The following is a 14601-nucleotide window of genomic DNA, read 5'->3' as shown; positions in this document are numbered from 1 at the left end:
GCAGCCTCCTAAAGTTTCTGAATCGCATCAAAAATTTCTTCACGTTGAATGCGAATGTCCAAGCCAGTGGCTTGACCAAGTTCACTCAAATTATCTTTGATCGTGTCAAATTTAGTAGCATCATCCCACGTCACCATCATCATCATCGTAAAGTTGTCATGCATCAAAGTCTGCGAAATATCAATAATATTGACATCAAGTTCAGCCAACTTAGTTGAAACTTTAGCCACAATACCAACCTGGTCGTGACCTAAAACTGTCAGAATAGCTTTCATAGTGATCCCTCTTCTTTCATCTTTCGATTGTGTTGAGGCTATCTTATATTATTTGGTTTGCGGGGGCAATAGGAAATATTAAAGGAAAAATATAATTGATATTTCATCTTTAAATTTCATCCAAAGAAAAACTTATGCACAGTAAAAAAAGACACCACCGATTAAAACTTCGATGGCATCCCTATAAATTTATTCACATTTAACTATTACAAAGCATTAATAATCTTGAAGAATAATTAAACTGCAATATATCAATAACCTAGAGCCCTCAAACAACCTAGCCGGAGACTGGCAGTAATATGGCTCGCAGTGCAAGTGGAGTAAGGGCTAAAGCCCTTACTCCACTGACGTATTTTGAGATTTGCGGTTTTTGCAAAGCTCAAAATCGAGGTGCGAGACCTTGGCTCGAACCGGTCACACCGCAGGCTATATTACTGCCAGCCTCTGGCGGAAAACCCTATTCCATATCAAAATCCAAACTAGGATCAGCATTCAAATCCAATTCCGCAAAGTCGCCCTTGTCATATTGAATCTGAGCCATGGCGCCAATCATAGCCGCATTATCGCCACACAAGCGCAATGGAGGGAATACCAATTCCATATCCATATCACGCTTTTCAATCTCTTCAGCCAAACGTTTACGCAATCCTTGGTTAGCTGAAACTCCACCGCCAACAATCAATTGCTTAACTGGATGTAATTTCAAAGCTTTGAATGTCTTATTTGTCAAAATATCCAACACGGCACCTTGAAAACTAGCAGCCAAATCATCCTTGTTTAACTCTTCATGAACTTGGTCAGCATGGTGAACAGTATTGATAAACGCACTCTTCAACCCACTGAAACTGAAGTCCAAATTATCTTCTTGAACCATAGCTCTAGGGAAATTGAAAGTATCTTTTCCGACAGCAGCCATCTCATCAACTTTTTTGCCAGCGGGATAATTGATTCCTAGCACACGACCGATTTTGTCATAAGCTTCCCCAACAGCATCATCACGGGTATCACCCAAGGTGTGGAAAACTCCAGGAGCTGTGACTAAAACTAGTTCAGTGTGTCCACCTGAAACTAACAATGACATGAATGGATATTGTAATTCAGTCACGAAATTAGCTGAGTAAATGTGTCCTGCCAAGTGATTAACTTTAATCAATGGTAAATTGTGGGCAAAAGCTACCGTCTTCGCTGCCATGATTCCAATCAACAATGAACCAACTAATCCTGGTCCGTAAGTGACAGCAACCGCATCGAGGTCATCATAACCAACTTTAGCTTTGTCCAAAGCTAAATCGATACACTTAGTAACTTCTTCAACGTGGTGACGACTGGCAACTTCGGGTACAACTCCACCGAAACGTTGGTGACTCTTTATTTGTGTTGCGATAATATTCGATAAAATTTCCTTACCATTCTTAATAATAGCAACTGATGTCTCATCACAGCTACTTTCAAATGACATTATTAATGTATCTTTTTCCACAGTAATCTCCTCACAGATCAACGATCATTTCCCATGCATCGTGATGATTTCTAAAATAATACTTTTTATGCACAGTTCGAACTTTAAACCCAAACGCATCATACAAAGCTAACGCTGAATCATTAGTTACGTCCACTTCTAATGACATCTTCTGATAATCACGTTTGCGACAATAGTCAAAAATTTCATTCAACAGTAAATGACCAATTCCCATATTTTGGTAATCAGCATGAACAGCCAAATTGGTAATATGTGATTCCGTCTTATCCCCCAGTGAAACTCCGATAAAGGCAATCACACGCTCATTTTCAACTAACGACAAATAAAGTGCATTCCTGTTATCAATTTCCATCCGCACAATATCAATTGGCCATGGAACTGGAATTGGATAAATTGTTTCCTGAATCTTCATAAATTGAATTGCATCTTTAGGACTAGCCTTTCTTAAAGTGAACTTTCGATCCTCAATCGAAACTATTTGGTCTTCAAAATCAAATTTCGTGGTTTTATTAGAAAATAACTTTTTAAACTTCTTCAACATAAGAAACATTGCCGTCATCCTTATGTCCTTTGGCATACCAGTCGTGCTCAGCTTGTGTCAAACGTAAATATGTTGGCACAAAATCATCAATATCAGTAACTGGTTTCTTTGACTCAGCTAACTTGGCGAGTTTAGCTGCATCTGGCAATGAATCTTCAGCGGCAATAATTTTGGCATTTGGAAATTGATTTTGAATTAACTCTTGTAATCTAGGTGTGACGTTGATAAATTCCAATTGATCTTCATCATATTCCTTCAAAGCATCAAATAGTTTCTCCATTGAAGTGTGATGATCCCCGATGATACTAACGAATTTATCGCGTGAATTTTGATAAACGCCGGCAAATGCGTTGTCATTTCTGGCATCCATTAATGGCACTAGAATATGAGCTTTATCCCCGTTAGCAGCTAATAATTCTAAGCTAGAAACTCCGACTAAATTCTTGTGCAAAGTATCAGCTAAAGTCTTGGCAACTGTGACCGCAATTCTGACTCCAGTGTAAGAACCGGGTCCTTTAGCAACCGCAATTAAGTCGATATCATCCATGGTTAAATTGGATTCGGCTAAAGCTTTTTTAATATCTGGCAAAATAGTAATACTGTGAGTCTTTTTCTCAGTCGACTCCAAATGAGCTAAAACCTTGCCATCAACTACAACGGCAACGGATAGCGGCTTATTAGATGAATCAAATGCTAAAATTTTCATATTTATCCCTCATTCTTAATAAAACTATTTTAACACAGAATTTTTGTACAAAAAAAAATCGGCCCTATTAGCCGATTTTATTAAATTTCGAATTATCAATCCACTTAAGGACGATATATAAAAGACCCGTCTGATAAACCAGACTGAATGCCTCTTTCGCAAGTCTTGGAACTAATAAAGTTACGAAAGGTACGTTAGTCATCATGTGAATCCACAAGGTATTAAGTCCGGTGTTAACAATTACCGTTATCAATAGGACGGTAACAAAAGTTCTCCAAACTGAAACTTTGTGGTTATAAAGCATGAATCCGTAAATGGCACCTGCTACTAAGGCTGAGAATGTGAATCCAATGAAGAATCCACCGCCTGATGGTAAGAGCAAATTGCTGATCACATCAGCCAACACATTAGCAATGGCAGCTTTAAAAGGTCCAAAATAATAACCTAATAACCCAATTGCAATGAAGCTAAATCCGACTTTCAAAGTATTGCTACCGACTGACAACTTTGCTAGCACCATTTGTAATGCTATCAATAGAGCCATCCAGGTAACTTCTTGAACGCTTATTACTGAACTTCTACTGTTCATAATCGACATCTCCCGAAAGGAGCTGCCACCAGATATAGGCAAAAGAGACGTATATAAAGTGGCGAATGCGGATTCAAGATCGCGAGAAAACTCTTTGTTCGACGTTCACATTCCGTTCCATCGACACTTAACGCCTTGAACCCTACCCCAAATTTTTAAGTACTCGTCAATAATAACACTATATTTTCTGTAAGCAAGTATTTTGTTTGTAAATTACTTATCTTTCCACTCAAATTGAGCAATAACGTTCAGCACGTCACCATTCTTTATCCAATGAATTGATTTATTATTCGTATTATCGAGTTTTGCATATGAGACTGGTTCACTCTCAATATTCAACTCTTTGTCATATTTAATATCCATACTCTTGAGTGTGTGACTGCCGATAAAGTCCATATCTAATGTATCGACCATCCAGTCAAAATAATATGAATTATTAACATGTTTATTAACATCAATATTATAGTAACCAATATGTTGTGGTTGCTTATAGTCGTAATCATCAGGTACTTTTAAACGATTGAAACGCTTGAGCTTAGTAGTTTCTTCAGCACCAAACTTATCATCCAAACGATCATTGGCTCCAACAATCTTACGTTCTTTAATATCAATCAAAACAAAGGCACTTTCAGCTTTAACGATTGTGTCGCCATTTTCATCTTCAATCCAAAAATCACGATAGAAGAAATACTTGTTATAACTAGTTGCTTGAGTGACAACTTTTAACTTTTGACCAAGTTTAGGCATCTGTTTAATATCCATGTGATATTGGACGACCACCCAACCAAGTCCTTCATTCTGAACCATTTCAGCGCTATCTAGGTCCGATTGGTGGAGCTGTTTTTCTGAAGTTAATAGCATCACATCAATCAAAGCTGACAGACGCATTTCTCCTGAAAAGTTGACGAAATAATATGGTACTTCCATTTCAATTGCAAAAGTTCTTTTCTCTGTCACTATTGTTCCTCTCCGATTCCGTGATAAAGATTGTAAACATCCTGTTTCTTCAATCCATTACGAGCCGCAACCTCTTTGATTGCTTTGTTTGGCTTTTCACCTTGTTTAATTAAACTATCCACTGCTACAACCAAGTCATCATCAGATTCCTCTTGAGTAGCGGCTTCAACTGGCTTTCCAGCAATTATCAAAACATATTCACCCTTAGGATCATTGTCTTGATAGTACTCAGCAACTTGTTCCAAACTGCCACGTAAGAAAGCTTCATGAATCTTAGTCAACTCACGAGCTAACGTAATTTGACGGTCAGCACCAAAATTGTCAATCAAGTCTTGAATCGTCTTTTTCACACGATATGGTGATTCATAAACGATAGTTGTTTCTTCGCGTTGAGACAGATTGTTCAAAGCTTCAGTTCTTTCCTTACCCTTACGAGGTAAAAATCCAAAGAAATAAAATGGCTGTGGTGCGATTCCTGAAGCAATCAAAGCTGTAACTGACGCTGTGGCTCCAGGTAGCGGAACGACTGGAATATCAGCCTTAATGGCAGCTTTAACTAACTCCTTACCAGGATCACTGATTGATGGTGCACCAGCATCGCTGACTTGAGCAATTTTGACACCAGCATTCATTTTTTCTATTAATTCTGGAATACGTTGCGCAGTATTATGTTCATGAAAACTTATTAATTCTGTTGGTATTTCAAAATGATTTAATAAATTCTTAGTATTACGCGTATCCTCAGCTGCAACTAAATCAACGTCTTTTAAAGTGTTAACAGCTCGAAAAGTCATATCTTCTAAATTACCAATTGGTGTTGGCACTAAAAAAAGGCAGCCCTTCGAATTATCAACAAAACTCCTTTGTTCTTTCATTCAAATAGCTCCCCTTATCTAATATTAACTTTCTTTTTCTTACCTTTGTCGTTACTACCATAAAGGACGTTGGTACAGAAGATACATTCTTCCTTGTCCTTACGGTGAGTTCCGTAGAATTGTTGGCAAACATGAAATCCTTTACGATATAAACTCTCAAGATTCAATCGTGAGTAAGATAATTCATTGCCTTTAATATCTTTGTCCTCATAACCCATCTTTTCTAAATGTTTACGAAGATTTTGATTCTCTATCTTCAACTCTTCTTTTTCTTCAAGAGCCTTGGATAGTTCCTCTTTCAGCAAAGAAACCTTTTTAGTTATATCATTCAATTGATTTGTGATTGTCTCAAATTCATCATATAAATCTTTCTCTGCCATGATTTCACCTACTAATCCACAAATTTTAATGATAAATCTTCTAAAATAGCCTGAAACGATACATTACTTTTCCACATTTGCTCGGCTGTGAATAAATCATCTGACATGCTGACAACTTTTTTGATACCCTTTTGATCCAAGATATCCACCGACGTTAATGTTGATTTTTCTAAATTGTACCTAATTGATAATATATCACTAAAAATTTGATTCAACATGTCGAAAACCAAATGTTGTTGATCTTTATTCTCAACTAAAGGCATGATATCAGTCTGTATGTCGACAAAACTATTTATTTTTTGTTTGTTAACTTCTTTTAACCAACTCGTGAGTGCTGTACTCAAAGCTTGGTATTTATCGCCAGTAATACTTTCCAAATATTTAATATCGGTAACTTTTAAAGCTCGCTCAGCTTGTTCATTCTTAAATCCGACCGCAACCAAACTAGCAATTTCGTCATCATTACTTTGATTCGACAGATGAAAAATCTGCACACGTGATTGAATAGTTGGCAAAAGTTGCTTAGCAGAATCGGCCAATAAGATAATCATCAAATTACCTTCTGGTTCTTCAATAGTTTTCAACAGGTTATTCGCAGCCTGAACAGTCATCTTCTCAGCTTCATCGATAATCAAAATTCTTCGTTTACCTTGCGTGGCAGCCATGTTGGCTTCCTTTTTGAAAAACTTGATATCATCAACACCGATACTTTGCTTTTCAGTTTGAATCTCTAACACATCAGGATTATCGCCCAACGCAATCGTCTGACATTTTTGGCAGGTTTGGTCCGGAGCGCCATCTTGTAAATTTTCACAAAATTGACTCTGAGCTAACCAAATAGCCATCTGCTGTCTAATTTTAGATGAAGCACTGTCAATTAAATATGCGTGTGACAACATATTGGTCGAAATAATTTTTTTAAATTCATTAACAACTCGCGGTTGTTCTGTTAGTAAACTTTCCATTATTAGAATCTCACGAATTTATCAACTGGCAAAATAAAGCATGTGGCACCGCCAACTTGGACTTCCACAGGTTCACTCAAACTAGAAGCAGCTTCGGGCATGAGAAATGTTGGAGTCACATATTGAGCTCTGGTATGACAAGTTTTCTTGATTACAGCTAGAGCATCGTCAATTTTTTCCTCTTCGACACCAATCAAGAATGTACAGTTACCGGCTTTTAAGAAACCACCAGTCGATGACAACTGTGTAGCTCTAAAACCACCTTTAACAAGACTAGCTTGCAATTGTTGACTATCTTTTGATTGAATTATGGCTACAATGAGTTTCATGATTTATTCTCCTTTGTTAAAAATATTCGGAAATCTCTTAATTATGGCATCCAAAGCATCAGCAACAACTTTTTCCGGTGCTTGTTCAGCATTAATTGTTTTTATTCTATCAGGATTAGCTTTAACAATCTTCATATATGAATCGTAAACTCGATTGTGGAAATCAATAGCTTCACGTTCCAAGCGATCCATCGCACCTTCGTGATCTTTTCGAATACGCGACAAACCAACTTCAGGCGATACGTCAAAGTAAATTGTTAAATCTGGCAAATGTCCATCAATGGCGAAATCGTTAATATCAGCGACTTCTTTCATTCCAATTTCACGGCCACCACCTTGATAAGCGATGGAACTGTCGACAAAACGGTCGCTCAACATAATTTTGTTAGCTTGCAACGTTGGCAAAATAACATCAATCAAATGTTGACGTCTTGCCGCAGCGTACAATAAAGCCTCAGTTCTGGGGTCCATTTCTTCATCATGAATGTCTAAAATGATCTTTCTGATTTTTTCAGAAATGGAACTGCCACCGGGCTCACGAGAAAGCACAATCTCTTGGTCGGTCTTAGCCTGCAAAAGTGGCATTAGTGTTTTAAGAGCGGTAGTTTTGCCGGCTCCATCTGGTCCTTCAAACGATATAAATATTCCTGACATAGATTAATCTCTCCTAGATGATTACTACTATTTTACTTGAAATTGACTTGAAATGAAACTAAGCTCTCATTTTAAAAAAAACATATCTATATATGCCGCCTTCGGGTGCGAGTGATGGAGTCCGCTGTGGGACCGGCTCGAGCCAAAGTGCGGTCTCGACCCTCGATTTTGAGCCGAAGTTCGCGTCTCAAAATCGTCCTGTGGTGTAAGGGCTAAAGCCCTAACGCCACTGTCACTGCTGGACTCCATCACTCGCACCCGAAGGCTAAGATATTCTTTGTTTTAAAACAATCCTTAGTTTCATTTGATCAATTTATTAAAATAGAATAAATAATTAGTCTTCCTATCAAATAGGTTAACGAATTTTTCCCCAATTCGAAAGTAAATAAAAAACCAAGCAATCCCAAAATATCAGGAATAACTTGATCTTTTCATAATCATCTAAATTTTTAAATAACCAAACAACTAATAGCAACACTAGCCTCCGGACACGAGAAGATTGTGACCGCAGTGAAAGTGGTGTTAGGTCGGCGATTTTCCGGCCTTACAGCACAGGACGTATTTTGAGACTTGCGGTTCTTGCAAGGCTCAAAATCGAGGGTCGAGACCGCACTTCGGCTCGAGCCGGTCCCACAGCAGGCACAAATCTTCTCGTGTCCGGAGGCGGCAGAACCTAACATTCATTTTACCAGTGCTTTTCAGCTCGACTTGGCTGTTTCAAAAATGTATCTTCATCACCAAAAATAATGTTGGTTGTGGCTTTCGCAGTAGCTTTTCGTCTTCTTGCTTCTAAATACAAGAATTGATATTTCAACTGATCTAGTTTCAAATGAACTCTGGTCTCATCGTCGACATCCACTGAATTATTGATCATTCGTTGGGTATTACCGATTCGTTGTTGAATCTGGTGAATGTTGTCTAAGAGGCGATCATCTTCCATTTTTTGGACAGTTGCCTTTTTTCTACCAAACATGTTAAATCTCCCTGCGTCCTAAAACGGCACTCTTCAAGGTCATCTCATCTGCATATTCAATATCAGATCCGACTGCTAGTCCGTGTGCTAGTCTAGTTACTTTTATTCCTGCTGGCTTAACTAATTTGGCTATATATTGAGCGGTTGCTTCTCCTTCTGGAGTTGCGTTTGTAGCGATAATCAATTCTCTAACGTTTTGATTTTCCTTCAAACGATTTAGCAACAACTTAATATTTAAATCCTCAGGGCCAACGCCATCAACTGGTGAAAGAACCCCTCCTAGCACGTGATATAAACCATTGTAACCATTCATATCATCTAGCGACATGATATCTTTGGCTTGCTCAACTACCAGGATAACTGATTGATCACGGTTCTTATCAGTACAAATTGAACAAACATCATCTGTTGTAATGTTTCCACAAATTCGACATGACTTTAAATCTGTCTTGGCGGAAACTAAGTTTTCGGCAAACTCATTAACTTGGTCTTTATCCATCCCAAGGGTAAAGAATGCCATTCTAGTAGCAGTCTTGCGACCGATACCTGGTAACATCATATAACTATCAATTAATTTAGATATTGGTTCTGGATATTTCATTACATCAACCCGTTCGTATATTTACCTAATTTAGCTTGTTTGTCATCATCAACAGCTTTAAAAGCATTGTTTAAAGCATCAATCAACATATCTTGCAATGTATCTGGATCGTCTGGATCAATAATTTTTTCACTGATTGTTAGATCAGCAATCTTCTTTTCACCGGTAACCTTAACTTTTACAAAGTCATCAACTGAACTACCGCTATATTCTGTCTTGTTCAATTCTTCTGTGGCTGATTGAACTTCTTTTTGCATCTTTTGGGCTTGGCGCATAATGTTGGCCATGTTGCCGCCCATTCCGCCCATATTTGGCATTCCTTTACTCATTGTAATTCCTCCTAGTCATCTTTTACATCAACTATATCGTCACCAAACAATTTTACAGCTTCGTCAACGGTGGGATTAGTTTTTTTAGTTTCTTCTTTAGATTTTACATTCTTTGGCTTATTAGAATCAATATTATTATCAATATATTCTTTACGAATATTAGGCCAATCTTTCTTTGGTACTAAGACGATCTGGCAGTCCTTCTTCAACAAACGACCAGCGTTATCAGTCAATTGTTGTAGGAACTCGCTATCCTCTTGAACTTGCTCGAACCATAACGCATAGTCAAAGGCAACAACAATGCCTTCTGGTGAAGCTGCGACTGGATCTGAGACTTTCATCATAGCACGTTGTGAGATAGAAAGCATACTCATTAAATCGGGCCAGATCTCCTTAGCTGAGTTCAAATCATCTTTGGTTGCACTACCCAAAACTTTGTAAATCGCCGTCTTATTTAAACGAGTATTATTGTTAGCTCGGCGGTGTGTCTTTGGCTTAGCAGGTTCAGCTTTGACTGTCCCATTAGATAAACCTTTGACTTCATTTTGTAAGTGAGAAATTTCATCACGTAGTTTATCAATTTGTGTATTGTCAACTGGCTCTTCAGTCGCTGCTGGTTGAGCAACTTCCTGGGCAACTTTAGGTTCACTGATTTTAACAGTTAAAATTTCCATATAAATATCTGTTTGATTTGAATTCTTGATATTCTTCTGTGTGGCACTGACTTGGTCAACGATATAAAATAAGCGACTATTGTCAAACTTATCCGCAATTGCCAACAGTTCATCAGTCATAACTGACTTGTCCATTTGACTTGATAAATCAGAATTAGAATTGTAAAGAATCAAATTACGACAAACTCGAATAATCATTTCGGTAAATCTCAAGGCCGAACGACCACTGGCTAAAATTTGATACAAGCTAGTCAAAGCCTCAGCTGGTTTTCCGTCCGCAATGGCAGTCATATATGAGACAATCTGCTCATTACTCAAGGCACCAGTAACTTCTTGGGCATTCTTGAGAGTTAATTCATCATCACCGTATGACAAAGCTTGATCCAAGATACTCAAGGCATCACGCATTCCACCTTCAGCAGAAGCAGCGATAATATTCAAAGCTTCTTCGTCATAATTAATTTTCTTATCATCCAAGATAAACGTCATACGCTTCAAAATATCTTGACGTGAAATACGACGAAAATTGAAACTTTGTGTCCTAGAAATAATTGTTGCCGGAATCTTTTGTGGTTCTGTAGTAGCCAAAATAAACATCACATTGGCTGGTGGCTCTTCCAACGTCTTCAATAAAGCATTGAAAGCACCTTGAGAAAGCATATGAACTTCATCAATGATATAGACTTTAAACTTAGCTTCAGTTGGTGCGTATTTAACTTTGTCACGAATATCACGAATCTCTTCGACACCATTGTTAGATGCGGCATCGATTTCGATCACGTCATTAAGACGATTTTCGTTAGCAGCTTTACAAATCTCGCATTCATTGCAAGGTTCACCATCATGTGGATTCAAACAGTTAACTGCTTTGGCTAAAATTTTGGCACAAGATGTCTTACCAGTACCTCTGGGACCACTGAACAAATACGCATGACTGGTCATCTGACTAGCCACAGCATTGCGAAGTGTTTGAGTGATAACATCTTGACCGATTACATCAGAAAAGGTTTGGGGACGCCAAACTCGATAAAGTGCTTGATATGCCATTTTTACTCCTTCAAAAAAACTGATACATAAATTTTAACACAAAAAAACTCCTAATCCTGAACAGATTAGGAGGCTAATATACATAACAAAAGGCACATGGCACACCTTACTTAGTGCTGCTTTCTTCCGAACCTGACACGATTCACAAGAGCACCATTGCCCTAAGGCCTTACGGCAATAACTATAATACTATAAATTGCCGAAATATGCTACTTTTTGCGTCTAATTTCTCGAAAGAAATTCCGTAACAATGCTGCTGATTCGTCTGCTTTGACCTCGCTTAACACCTCTGGTTGGTGATTGTAGCGCGTCTCAGCCAAGAGATTATTAATAGAACCAACCGATCCAGCTTTAGGATCTTTGGCACCATAAATAACTTCTTCAATTCGACTGTTAATAATTGCTCCAGCGCACATCGGGCATGGTTCCAACGTCACAAATAAACTTGTATGCTCCAAACGCCAACTGCCAACTTTGGCACAAGCAGCTTCAATCGCAATAATTTCGGCATGCTTGATGGCATTTTGAGTCTCTTCACGTTCATTTGAACCGCTAGCAATCACGTCCCCTGTTTGGTTGTCGACAATTACACAGCCAATGGGAACCTCACGCCTAGTTTCAGCTTTTTTGGCCTCTTCTAGGGCTAGATCCATATATTCATTTATTTTATCTTCTGTAAATATCATTTTAACCGATTAAATTAGTAACTTTCTTTTCTAAGTATTTTGGAAAAATTGGTGATTTTAATTTGAGTTGGTCTTGTTCTTTTTGAATTTTCTCAAGAATATCAAGCAATTCTTTCACTTGATCATCTGACAAAGTTCCAATAAATTGCATTATTTTTTCATTGCCGTGAAGATACTTCTCGACATAATCTTCCAACTTTTTGCGTTCATCGTTGATTTTCTTATTCTTCAATAATTTAACTAATGAATAAAATACCAAGAATAATCCTGCTGAAACAAAAGATAAAATAGCTACAATTAACATTTTCTTTTTCATTTGCAAACGCCTCCAACATGAATATAACACATTCAAGTGTGCCGTTTCCAGAGATGAGCGTATTCATCTGCTGCGCGGAACGGCCCGAGCCAAAGAGCGGTCTCGAACCTCGGCTGAAGCCTTGCAAAAACCGCAAGGCTCCAACACGCCCGGTGGTGTAATTGCTAAAGCAATAACGCCACTTTCGCTGCGTATGAATACGCTCATCTCTTCCAACTAATTATTTTTTAACTAGATTAACGATTGAGCAAAAGTTTCAGATTATTTTAAACAAACTGAACTAATTCAATTATATTTAAAAATTACCTTGAAGAATCTGAATACAATTTATTAAAATTTCAAATAATAACAAAAATCACAAAGAGTCGGAAGGACTGAGAATATTTACCCGCTGTGGGTGTGGCGTTAGAGCTTTAACTATTACACCACCGGGCGAGTTTTGAGATTCACGTACTTTGCGAAGCTCAAAATCGAGGTTCGAGACCGAACTGTGGCTTGAACCGGTCCGCATAGCGGGTAAATATTCTCAGTCCTGGAGACGGAAACCCTTAAACCAGTTTACTTTTTAAAATATAATATCCCTTATCACGAGTAACAACTTCAACGTTGCCAAAAGTTTCATCCATCAACTTCTTAGCTGAAGGAGCACCCTGTTTCTTTTGCAAGACAATCCAGAGTTCCCCATTAACAGCCAAATAGTCCTTAGAATCAGTTAAAATTGACGTTACAACACTCTTACCTGCACGTACTGGTGGATTAGAGACGATCAACGCATACTTGCCTTCAACGCTCTTATAAGTATCTGATTCAAAAATCTCAACGTTCTTAACTTGATTGCCACTGGCATTTTTCTTAGCTAAATCTAAAGCACGCAAGTTGACGTCAACCATTGTTACTTGGCGACTTGGTTGATCTTTAGCTAAAGCTAAACCGATTGGGCCATAGCCGCAACCAACATCCAAGATATTACCACTAGGAATGTTTTGAAAGTCGATTGCATCAATTAAAACACGTGAGCCATAATCGACTGTTTGACGGGAGAACACTCCACTATCAGACATAAAATCGAAATTATGATTGCGCAAGGTAAAATTAAAATTCTTGATTTCATGTTCCAAACTTGGATCATTTTCAAAATATTGATTAGCCATACGTTTCACCTTTCCTTTTTAGGGTAAAAAAAAATCCTCTTACGAGGATTAATTTTATCATTAAAGTGTATTACTTCAATGTAACTGTAGCACCAACGGCTTCAAGTTTTGACTTCATTTCGTCAGCGTCAGCTTTAGCAACGCCTTCCTTGATAACCTTAGGAGCGCCATCAACTAGGTCTTTTGAGTCTTTCAAGCCAAGTCCTGTGATACCACGAACTTCCTTGATAACCTTAACCTTTTCTTGTCCAGCTTCTGTAAGTTCAACATCGAATGAATCCTTTTCAGCAGCAGCGTCTGCACCAGCAGCACCAGCAGCTGCAACAGGAGCAGCAGCCTTAACGTCAAATTCTTCTTCAATAGCCTTAACAAGGTCGTTAAGTTCTAGGATTGATGCATCTTTTAAATCATCGATAATCTTTTGTGTATCTAAAGCCATTATAGTATCCTCCAAATATTATGAGTTATAGTTTAATTTAATTAAGCGGCAGGTTCGTCGTCTTTGTCTGCAATGGCCTTAACAACCATAGCAAAGTCGCGAACTGGAGCTTGTAATACAGATACCAACATAGATAGCAAGCCATCTCTGTCTGGTAATGTTGCAAGTTCTTGAATTTGTTCAAGAGTTGCTGCTTTACCTTCGATGATTCCACCCTTAATTTCAACGGCGTCAACATCTTTGGCAAACTTAGCTGCTACTTTAGCAGGTCCAACAGGATCTGTTTCTGAGTAAGCAATAGCTGTTGGTCCAACGAAGTATTCTTCGAGACCTTCAACGCCTGCTTGTTCAGCTGCACGTCTTAAGATTGTATTCTTAATAACTTGCATTGTAGCGCCTTGTTCACGTAATTCTGCACGCATTTCTGTAGCTTGTTCAACTGTAAGACCTAAGTAATCAACAACGATTACTGATTTTGCGCCTGTTAGTTGTTTAGCAATTTCATCAACTTGTGCTTGTTTTGCTGCTAATACATCTTGCTTCATTATTACGTTTCACCTCCACAATTTTTTAGTTAATTATCTACAAATTTCGGCTTAAAAAATAAAATCTCTGTGCCCAAGGGACACAGAGA

20 protein-coding genes, 1 other RNA gene, 1 riboswitch and 1 other annotated feature (1 of these 23 running past the window's edge) are annotated in these 14601 nt (G+C 38.1%); all 21 genes read right to left on the bottom strand.

Features of this window, described 5'->3' with window-relative positions; all coding sequences use genetic code 11:
* Window positions 1–8: 8 nt before the first annotated feature.
* Entirely contained in the window at window positions 9–275 is a 267-nt protein-coding gene (locus tag AAA923_RS10520) for an ACT domain-containing protein (RefSeq protein WP_041498767.1), read from the bottom strand.
* Between the two features lie 457 nt (window positions 276–732).
* Window positions 733–1734 (bottom strand): tRNA (adenosine(37)-N6)-threonylcarbamoyltransferase complex transferase subunit TsaD, encoded by a 1002-nt coding sequence (gene tsaD / locus AAA923_RS10515; RefSeq protein ID WP_338217004.1) that lies wholly within the window; start codon window positions 1732–1734, stop codon window positions 733–735.
* A 31-nt stretch (window positions 1735–1765) separates the two neighbouring features.
* A complete protein-coding gene (gene rimI, locus AAA923_RS10510) occupies window positions 1766–2305 on the bottom strand; it encodes a ribosomal protein S18-alanine N-acetyltransferase (protein ID WP_338216949.1) in 540 nt (179 codons plus the stop codon).
* Window positions 2280–3002 (bottom strand): tRNA (adenosine(37)-N6)-threonylcarbamoyltransferase complex dimerization subunit type 1 TsaB, encoded by a 723-nt coding sequence (gene tsaB / locus AAA923_RS10505; RefSeq protein ID WP_338216947.1) that lies wholly within the window; start codon window positions 3000–3002, stop codon window positions 2280–2282. The genes rimI and tsaB overlap by 26 nt, the downstream gene beginning before the upstream one ends.
* A 67-nt stretch (window positions 3003–3069) precedes the next feature.
* A complete protein-coding gene (locus AAA923_RS10500) occupies window positions 3070–3591 on the bottom strand; it encodes a folate family ECF transporter S component (protein ID WP_338216945.1) in 522 nt (173 codons plus the stop codon).
* A gap of 57 nt (window positions 3592–3648) precedes the next feature.
* Window positions 3649–3743: riboswitch (THF riboswitch) on the bottom strand.
* 61 nt (window positions 3744–3804) lie between these two features.
* Window positions 3805–4548: an acyl-[acyl-carrier-protein] thioesterase gene (locus AAA923_RS10495; protein WP_338216943.1), complete on the bottom strand. Its 744-nt coding sequence runs from the start codon at window positions 4546–4548 to the stop codon at window positions 3805–3807.
* Complete coding sequence (gene rsmI, locus AAA923_RS10490; protein ID WP_338216941.1) at window positions 4548–5423, bottom strand: 16S rRNA (cytidine(1402)-2'-O)-methyltransferase; 876 nt, start codon at window positions 5421–5423, stop codon at window positions 4548–4550. Before rsmI ends, AAA923_RS10495 begins: the two co-directional genes overlap by 1 nt.
* A 14-nt stretch (window positions 5424–5437) precedes the next feature.
* Window positions 5438–5803, bottom strand: a complete 366-nt coding sequence (locus tag AAA923_RS10485; RefSeq protein ID WP_041498778.1) for an initiation control protein YabA — start codon at window positions 5801–5803, stop codon at window positions 5438–5440.
* An 11-nt stretch (window positions 5804–5814) separates the two neighbouring features.
* Window positions 5815–6768: a DNA polymerase III delta subunit-related protein gene (locus AAA923_RS10480; protein ID WP_338216938.1), complete on the bottom strand. Its 954-nt coding sequence runs from the start codon at window positions 6766–6768 to the stop codon at window positions 5815–5817.
* A 2-nt stretch (window positions 6769–6770) separates the two neighbouring features.
* Entirely contained in the window at window positions 6771–7097 is a 327-nt protein-coding gene (gene darA / locus AAA923_RS10475; protein ID WP_338216936.1) for a cyclic di-AMP receptor DarA, read from the bottom strand.
* A gap of 3 nt (window positions 7098–7100) precedes the next feature.
* Entirely contained in the window at window positions 7101–7751 is a 651-nt protein-coding gene (tmk, locus tag AAA923_RS10470) for a dTMP kinase (RefSeq protein WP_041498782.1), read from the bottom strand.
* A gap of 685 nt (window positions 7752–8436) precedes the next feature.
* Window positions 8437–8724, bottom strand: a complete 288-nt coding sequence (locus AAA923_RS10465; RefSeq protein ID WP_338216934.1) for a YaaL family protein — start codon at window positions 8722–8724, stop codon at window positions 8437–8439.
* Window position 8725: 1 nt separating this feature from the next.
* The gene (gene recR, locus AAA923_RS10460) at window positions 8726–9325 is read right to left on the bottom strand and encodes a recombination mediator RecR (protein ID WP_338216932.1); all 600 of its coding nucleotides are present in this window, start codon (window positions 9323–9325) and stop codon (window positions 8726–8728) included.
* Window positions 9325–9633, bottom strand: a complete 309-nt coding sequence (locus AAA923_RS10455) for a YbaB/EbfC family nucleoid-associated protein (protein WP_218022579.1) — start codon at window positions 9631–9633, stop codon at window positions 9325–9327. The genes recR and AAA923_RS10455 overlap by 1 nt, the downstream gene beginning before the upstream one ends.
* A 32-nt stretch (window positions 9634–9665) precedes the next feature.
* Window positions 9666–11375: a DNA polymerase III subunit gamma/tau gene (gene dnaX / locus AAA923_RS10450; protein ID WP_338216930.1), complete on the bottom strand. Its 1710-nt coding sequence runs from the start codon at window positions 11373–11375 to the stop codon at window positions 9666–9668.
* 83 nt (window positions 11376–11458) lie between these two features.
* Window positions 11459–11541: signal recognition particle sRNA small type (gene ffs / locus AAA923_RS10445), an RNA gene on the bottom strand.
* Between the two features lie 43 nt (window positions 11542–11584).
* Window positions 11585–12061, bottom strand: coding sequence for a nucleoside deaminase (locus tag AAA923_RS10440; RefSeq protein WP_338216928.1), 477 nt, complete (start codon window positions 12059–12061; stop codon window positions 11585–11587).
* A 1-nt stretch (window position 12062) separates the two neighbouring features.
* Window positions 12063–12377 carry a hypothetical protein gene (locus AAA923_RS10435; protein WP_338216926.1) on the bottom strand — a complete coding sequence of 105 codons (315 nt, stop codon included), beginning with the start codon at window positions 12375–12377 and terminating at the stop codon, window positions 12063–12065.
* A gap of 548 nt (window positions 12378–12925) precedes the next feature.
* Window positions 12926–13528, bottom strand: a complete 603-nt coding sequence (locus AAA923_RS10430) for a class I SAM-dependent methyltransferase (RefSeq protein WP_338216925.1) — start codon at window positions 13526–13528, stop codon at window positions 12926–12928.
* A 70-nt stretch (window positions 13529–13598) separates the two neighbouring features.
* A complete protein-coding gene (gene rplL / locus AAA923_RS10425) occupies window positions 13599–13967 on the bottom strand; it encodes a 50S ribosomal protein L7/L12 (RefSeq protein ID WP_041498794.1) in 369 nt (122 codons plus the stop codon).
* Window positions 13968–14008: 41 nt separating this feature from the next.
* Window positions 14009–14512 (bottom strand): 50S ribosomal protein L10, encoded by a 504-nt coding sequence (gene rplJ / locus AAA923_RS10420; protein ID WP_041498795.1) that lies wholly within the window; start codon window positions 14510–14512, stop codon window positions 14009–14011.
* Between the two features lie 49 nt (window positions 14513–14561).
* Window positions 14562–14601, bottom strand: a sequence feature (ribosomal protein L10 leader region); it runs 80 nt beyond the window's last position.

Source organism: Companilactobacillus muriivasis (assembly GCF_036246245.1).
GTDB lineage: Bacteria > Bacillota > Bacilli > Lactobacillales > Lactobacillaceae > Companilactobacillus > Companilactobacillus muriivasis.
This window is presented reverse-complemented; position numbering and strand designations above follow the sequence as displayed.

Coding starts and splice junctions, on each gene's coding strand:
- darA (WP_338216936.1), bottom strand. CDS start 7,097: ATGAAACTCATTGTAGCCATAATTCAATCAAAAGATAGTCAACAATTG.
- AAA923_RS10480 (WP_338216938.1), bottom strand. CDS start 6,768: ATGGAAAGTTTACTAACAGAACAACCGCGAGTTGTTAATGAATTTAAA.
- AAA923_RS10485 (WP_041498778.1), bottom strand. CDS start 5,803: ATGGCAGAGAAAGATTTATATGATGAATTTGAGACAATCACAAATCAA.
- AAA923_RS10520 (WP_041498767.1), bottom strand. CDS start 275: ATGAAAGCTATTCTGACAGTTTTAGGTCACGACCAGGTTGGTATTGTG.
- AAA923_RS10440 (WP_338216928.1), bottom strand. CDS start 12,061: ATGATATTTACAGAAGATAAAATAAATGAATATATGGATCTAGCCCTA.
- AAA923_RS10455 (WP_218022579.1), bottom strand. CDS start 9,633: ATGGGCGGAATGGGCGGCAACATGGCCAACATTATGCGCCAAGCCCAA.
- AAA923_RS10430 (WP_338216925.1), bottom strand. CDS start 13,528: ATGGCTAATCAATATTTTGAAAATGATCCAAGTTTGGAACATGAAATC.
- tsaD (WP_338217004.1), bottom strand. CDS start 1,734: ATGTCATTTGAAAGTAGCTGTGATGAGACATCAGTTGCTATTATTAAG.
- AAA923_RS10435 (WP_338216926.1), bottom strand. CDS start 12,377: ATGAAAAAGAAAATGTTAATTGTAGCTATTTTATCTTTTGTTTCAGCA.
- AAA923_RS10500 (WP_338216945.1), bottom strand. CDS start 3,591: ATGAACAGTAGAAGTTCAGTAATAAGCGTTCAAGAAGTTACCTGGATG.
- recR (WP_338216932.1), bottom strand. CDS start 9,325: ATGAAATATCCAGAACCAATATCTAAATTAATTGATAGTTATATGATG.
- tmk (WP_041498782.1), bottom strand. CDS start 7,751: ATGTCAGGAATATTTATATCGTTTGAAGGACCAGATGGAGCCGGCAAA.
- AAA923_RS10465 (WP_338216934.1), bottom strand. CDS start 8,724: ATGTTTGGTAGAAAAAAGGCAACTGTCCAAAAAATGGAAGATGATCGC.
- rsmI (WP_338216941.1), bottom strand. CDS start 5,423: ATGAAAGAACAAAGGAGTTTTGTTGATAATTCGAAGGGCTGCCTTTTT.
- rplJ (WP_041498795.1), bottom strand. CDS start 14,512: ATGAAGCAAGATGTATTAGCAGCAAAACAAGCACAAGTTGATGAAATT.
- rimI (WP_338216949.1), bottom strand. CDS start 2,305: ATGTTTCTTATGTTGAAGAAGTTTAAAAAGTTATTTTCTAATAAAACC.
- tsaB (WP_338216947.1), bottom strand. CDS start 3,002: ATGAAAATTTTAGCATTTGATTCATCTAATAAGCCGCTATCCGTTGCC.
- rplL (WP_041498794.1), bottom strand. CDS start 13,967: ATGGCTTTAGATACACAAAAGATTATCGATGATTTAAAAGATGCATCA.
- dnaX (WP_338216930.1), bottom strand. CDS start 11,375: ATGGCATATCAAGCACTTTATCGAGTTTGGCGTCCCCAAACCTTTTCT.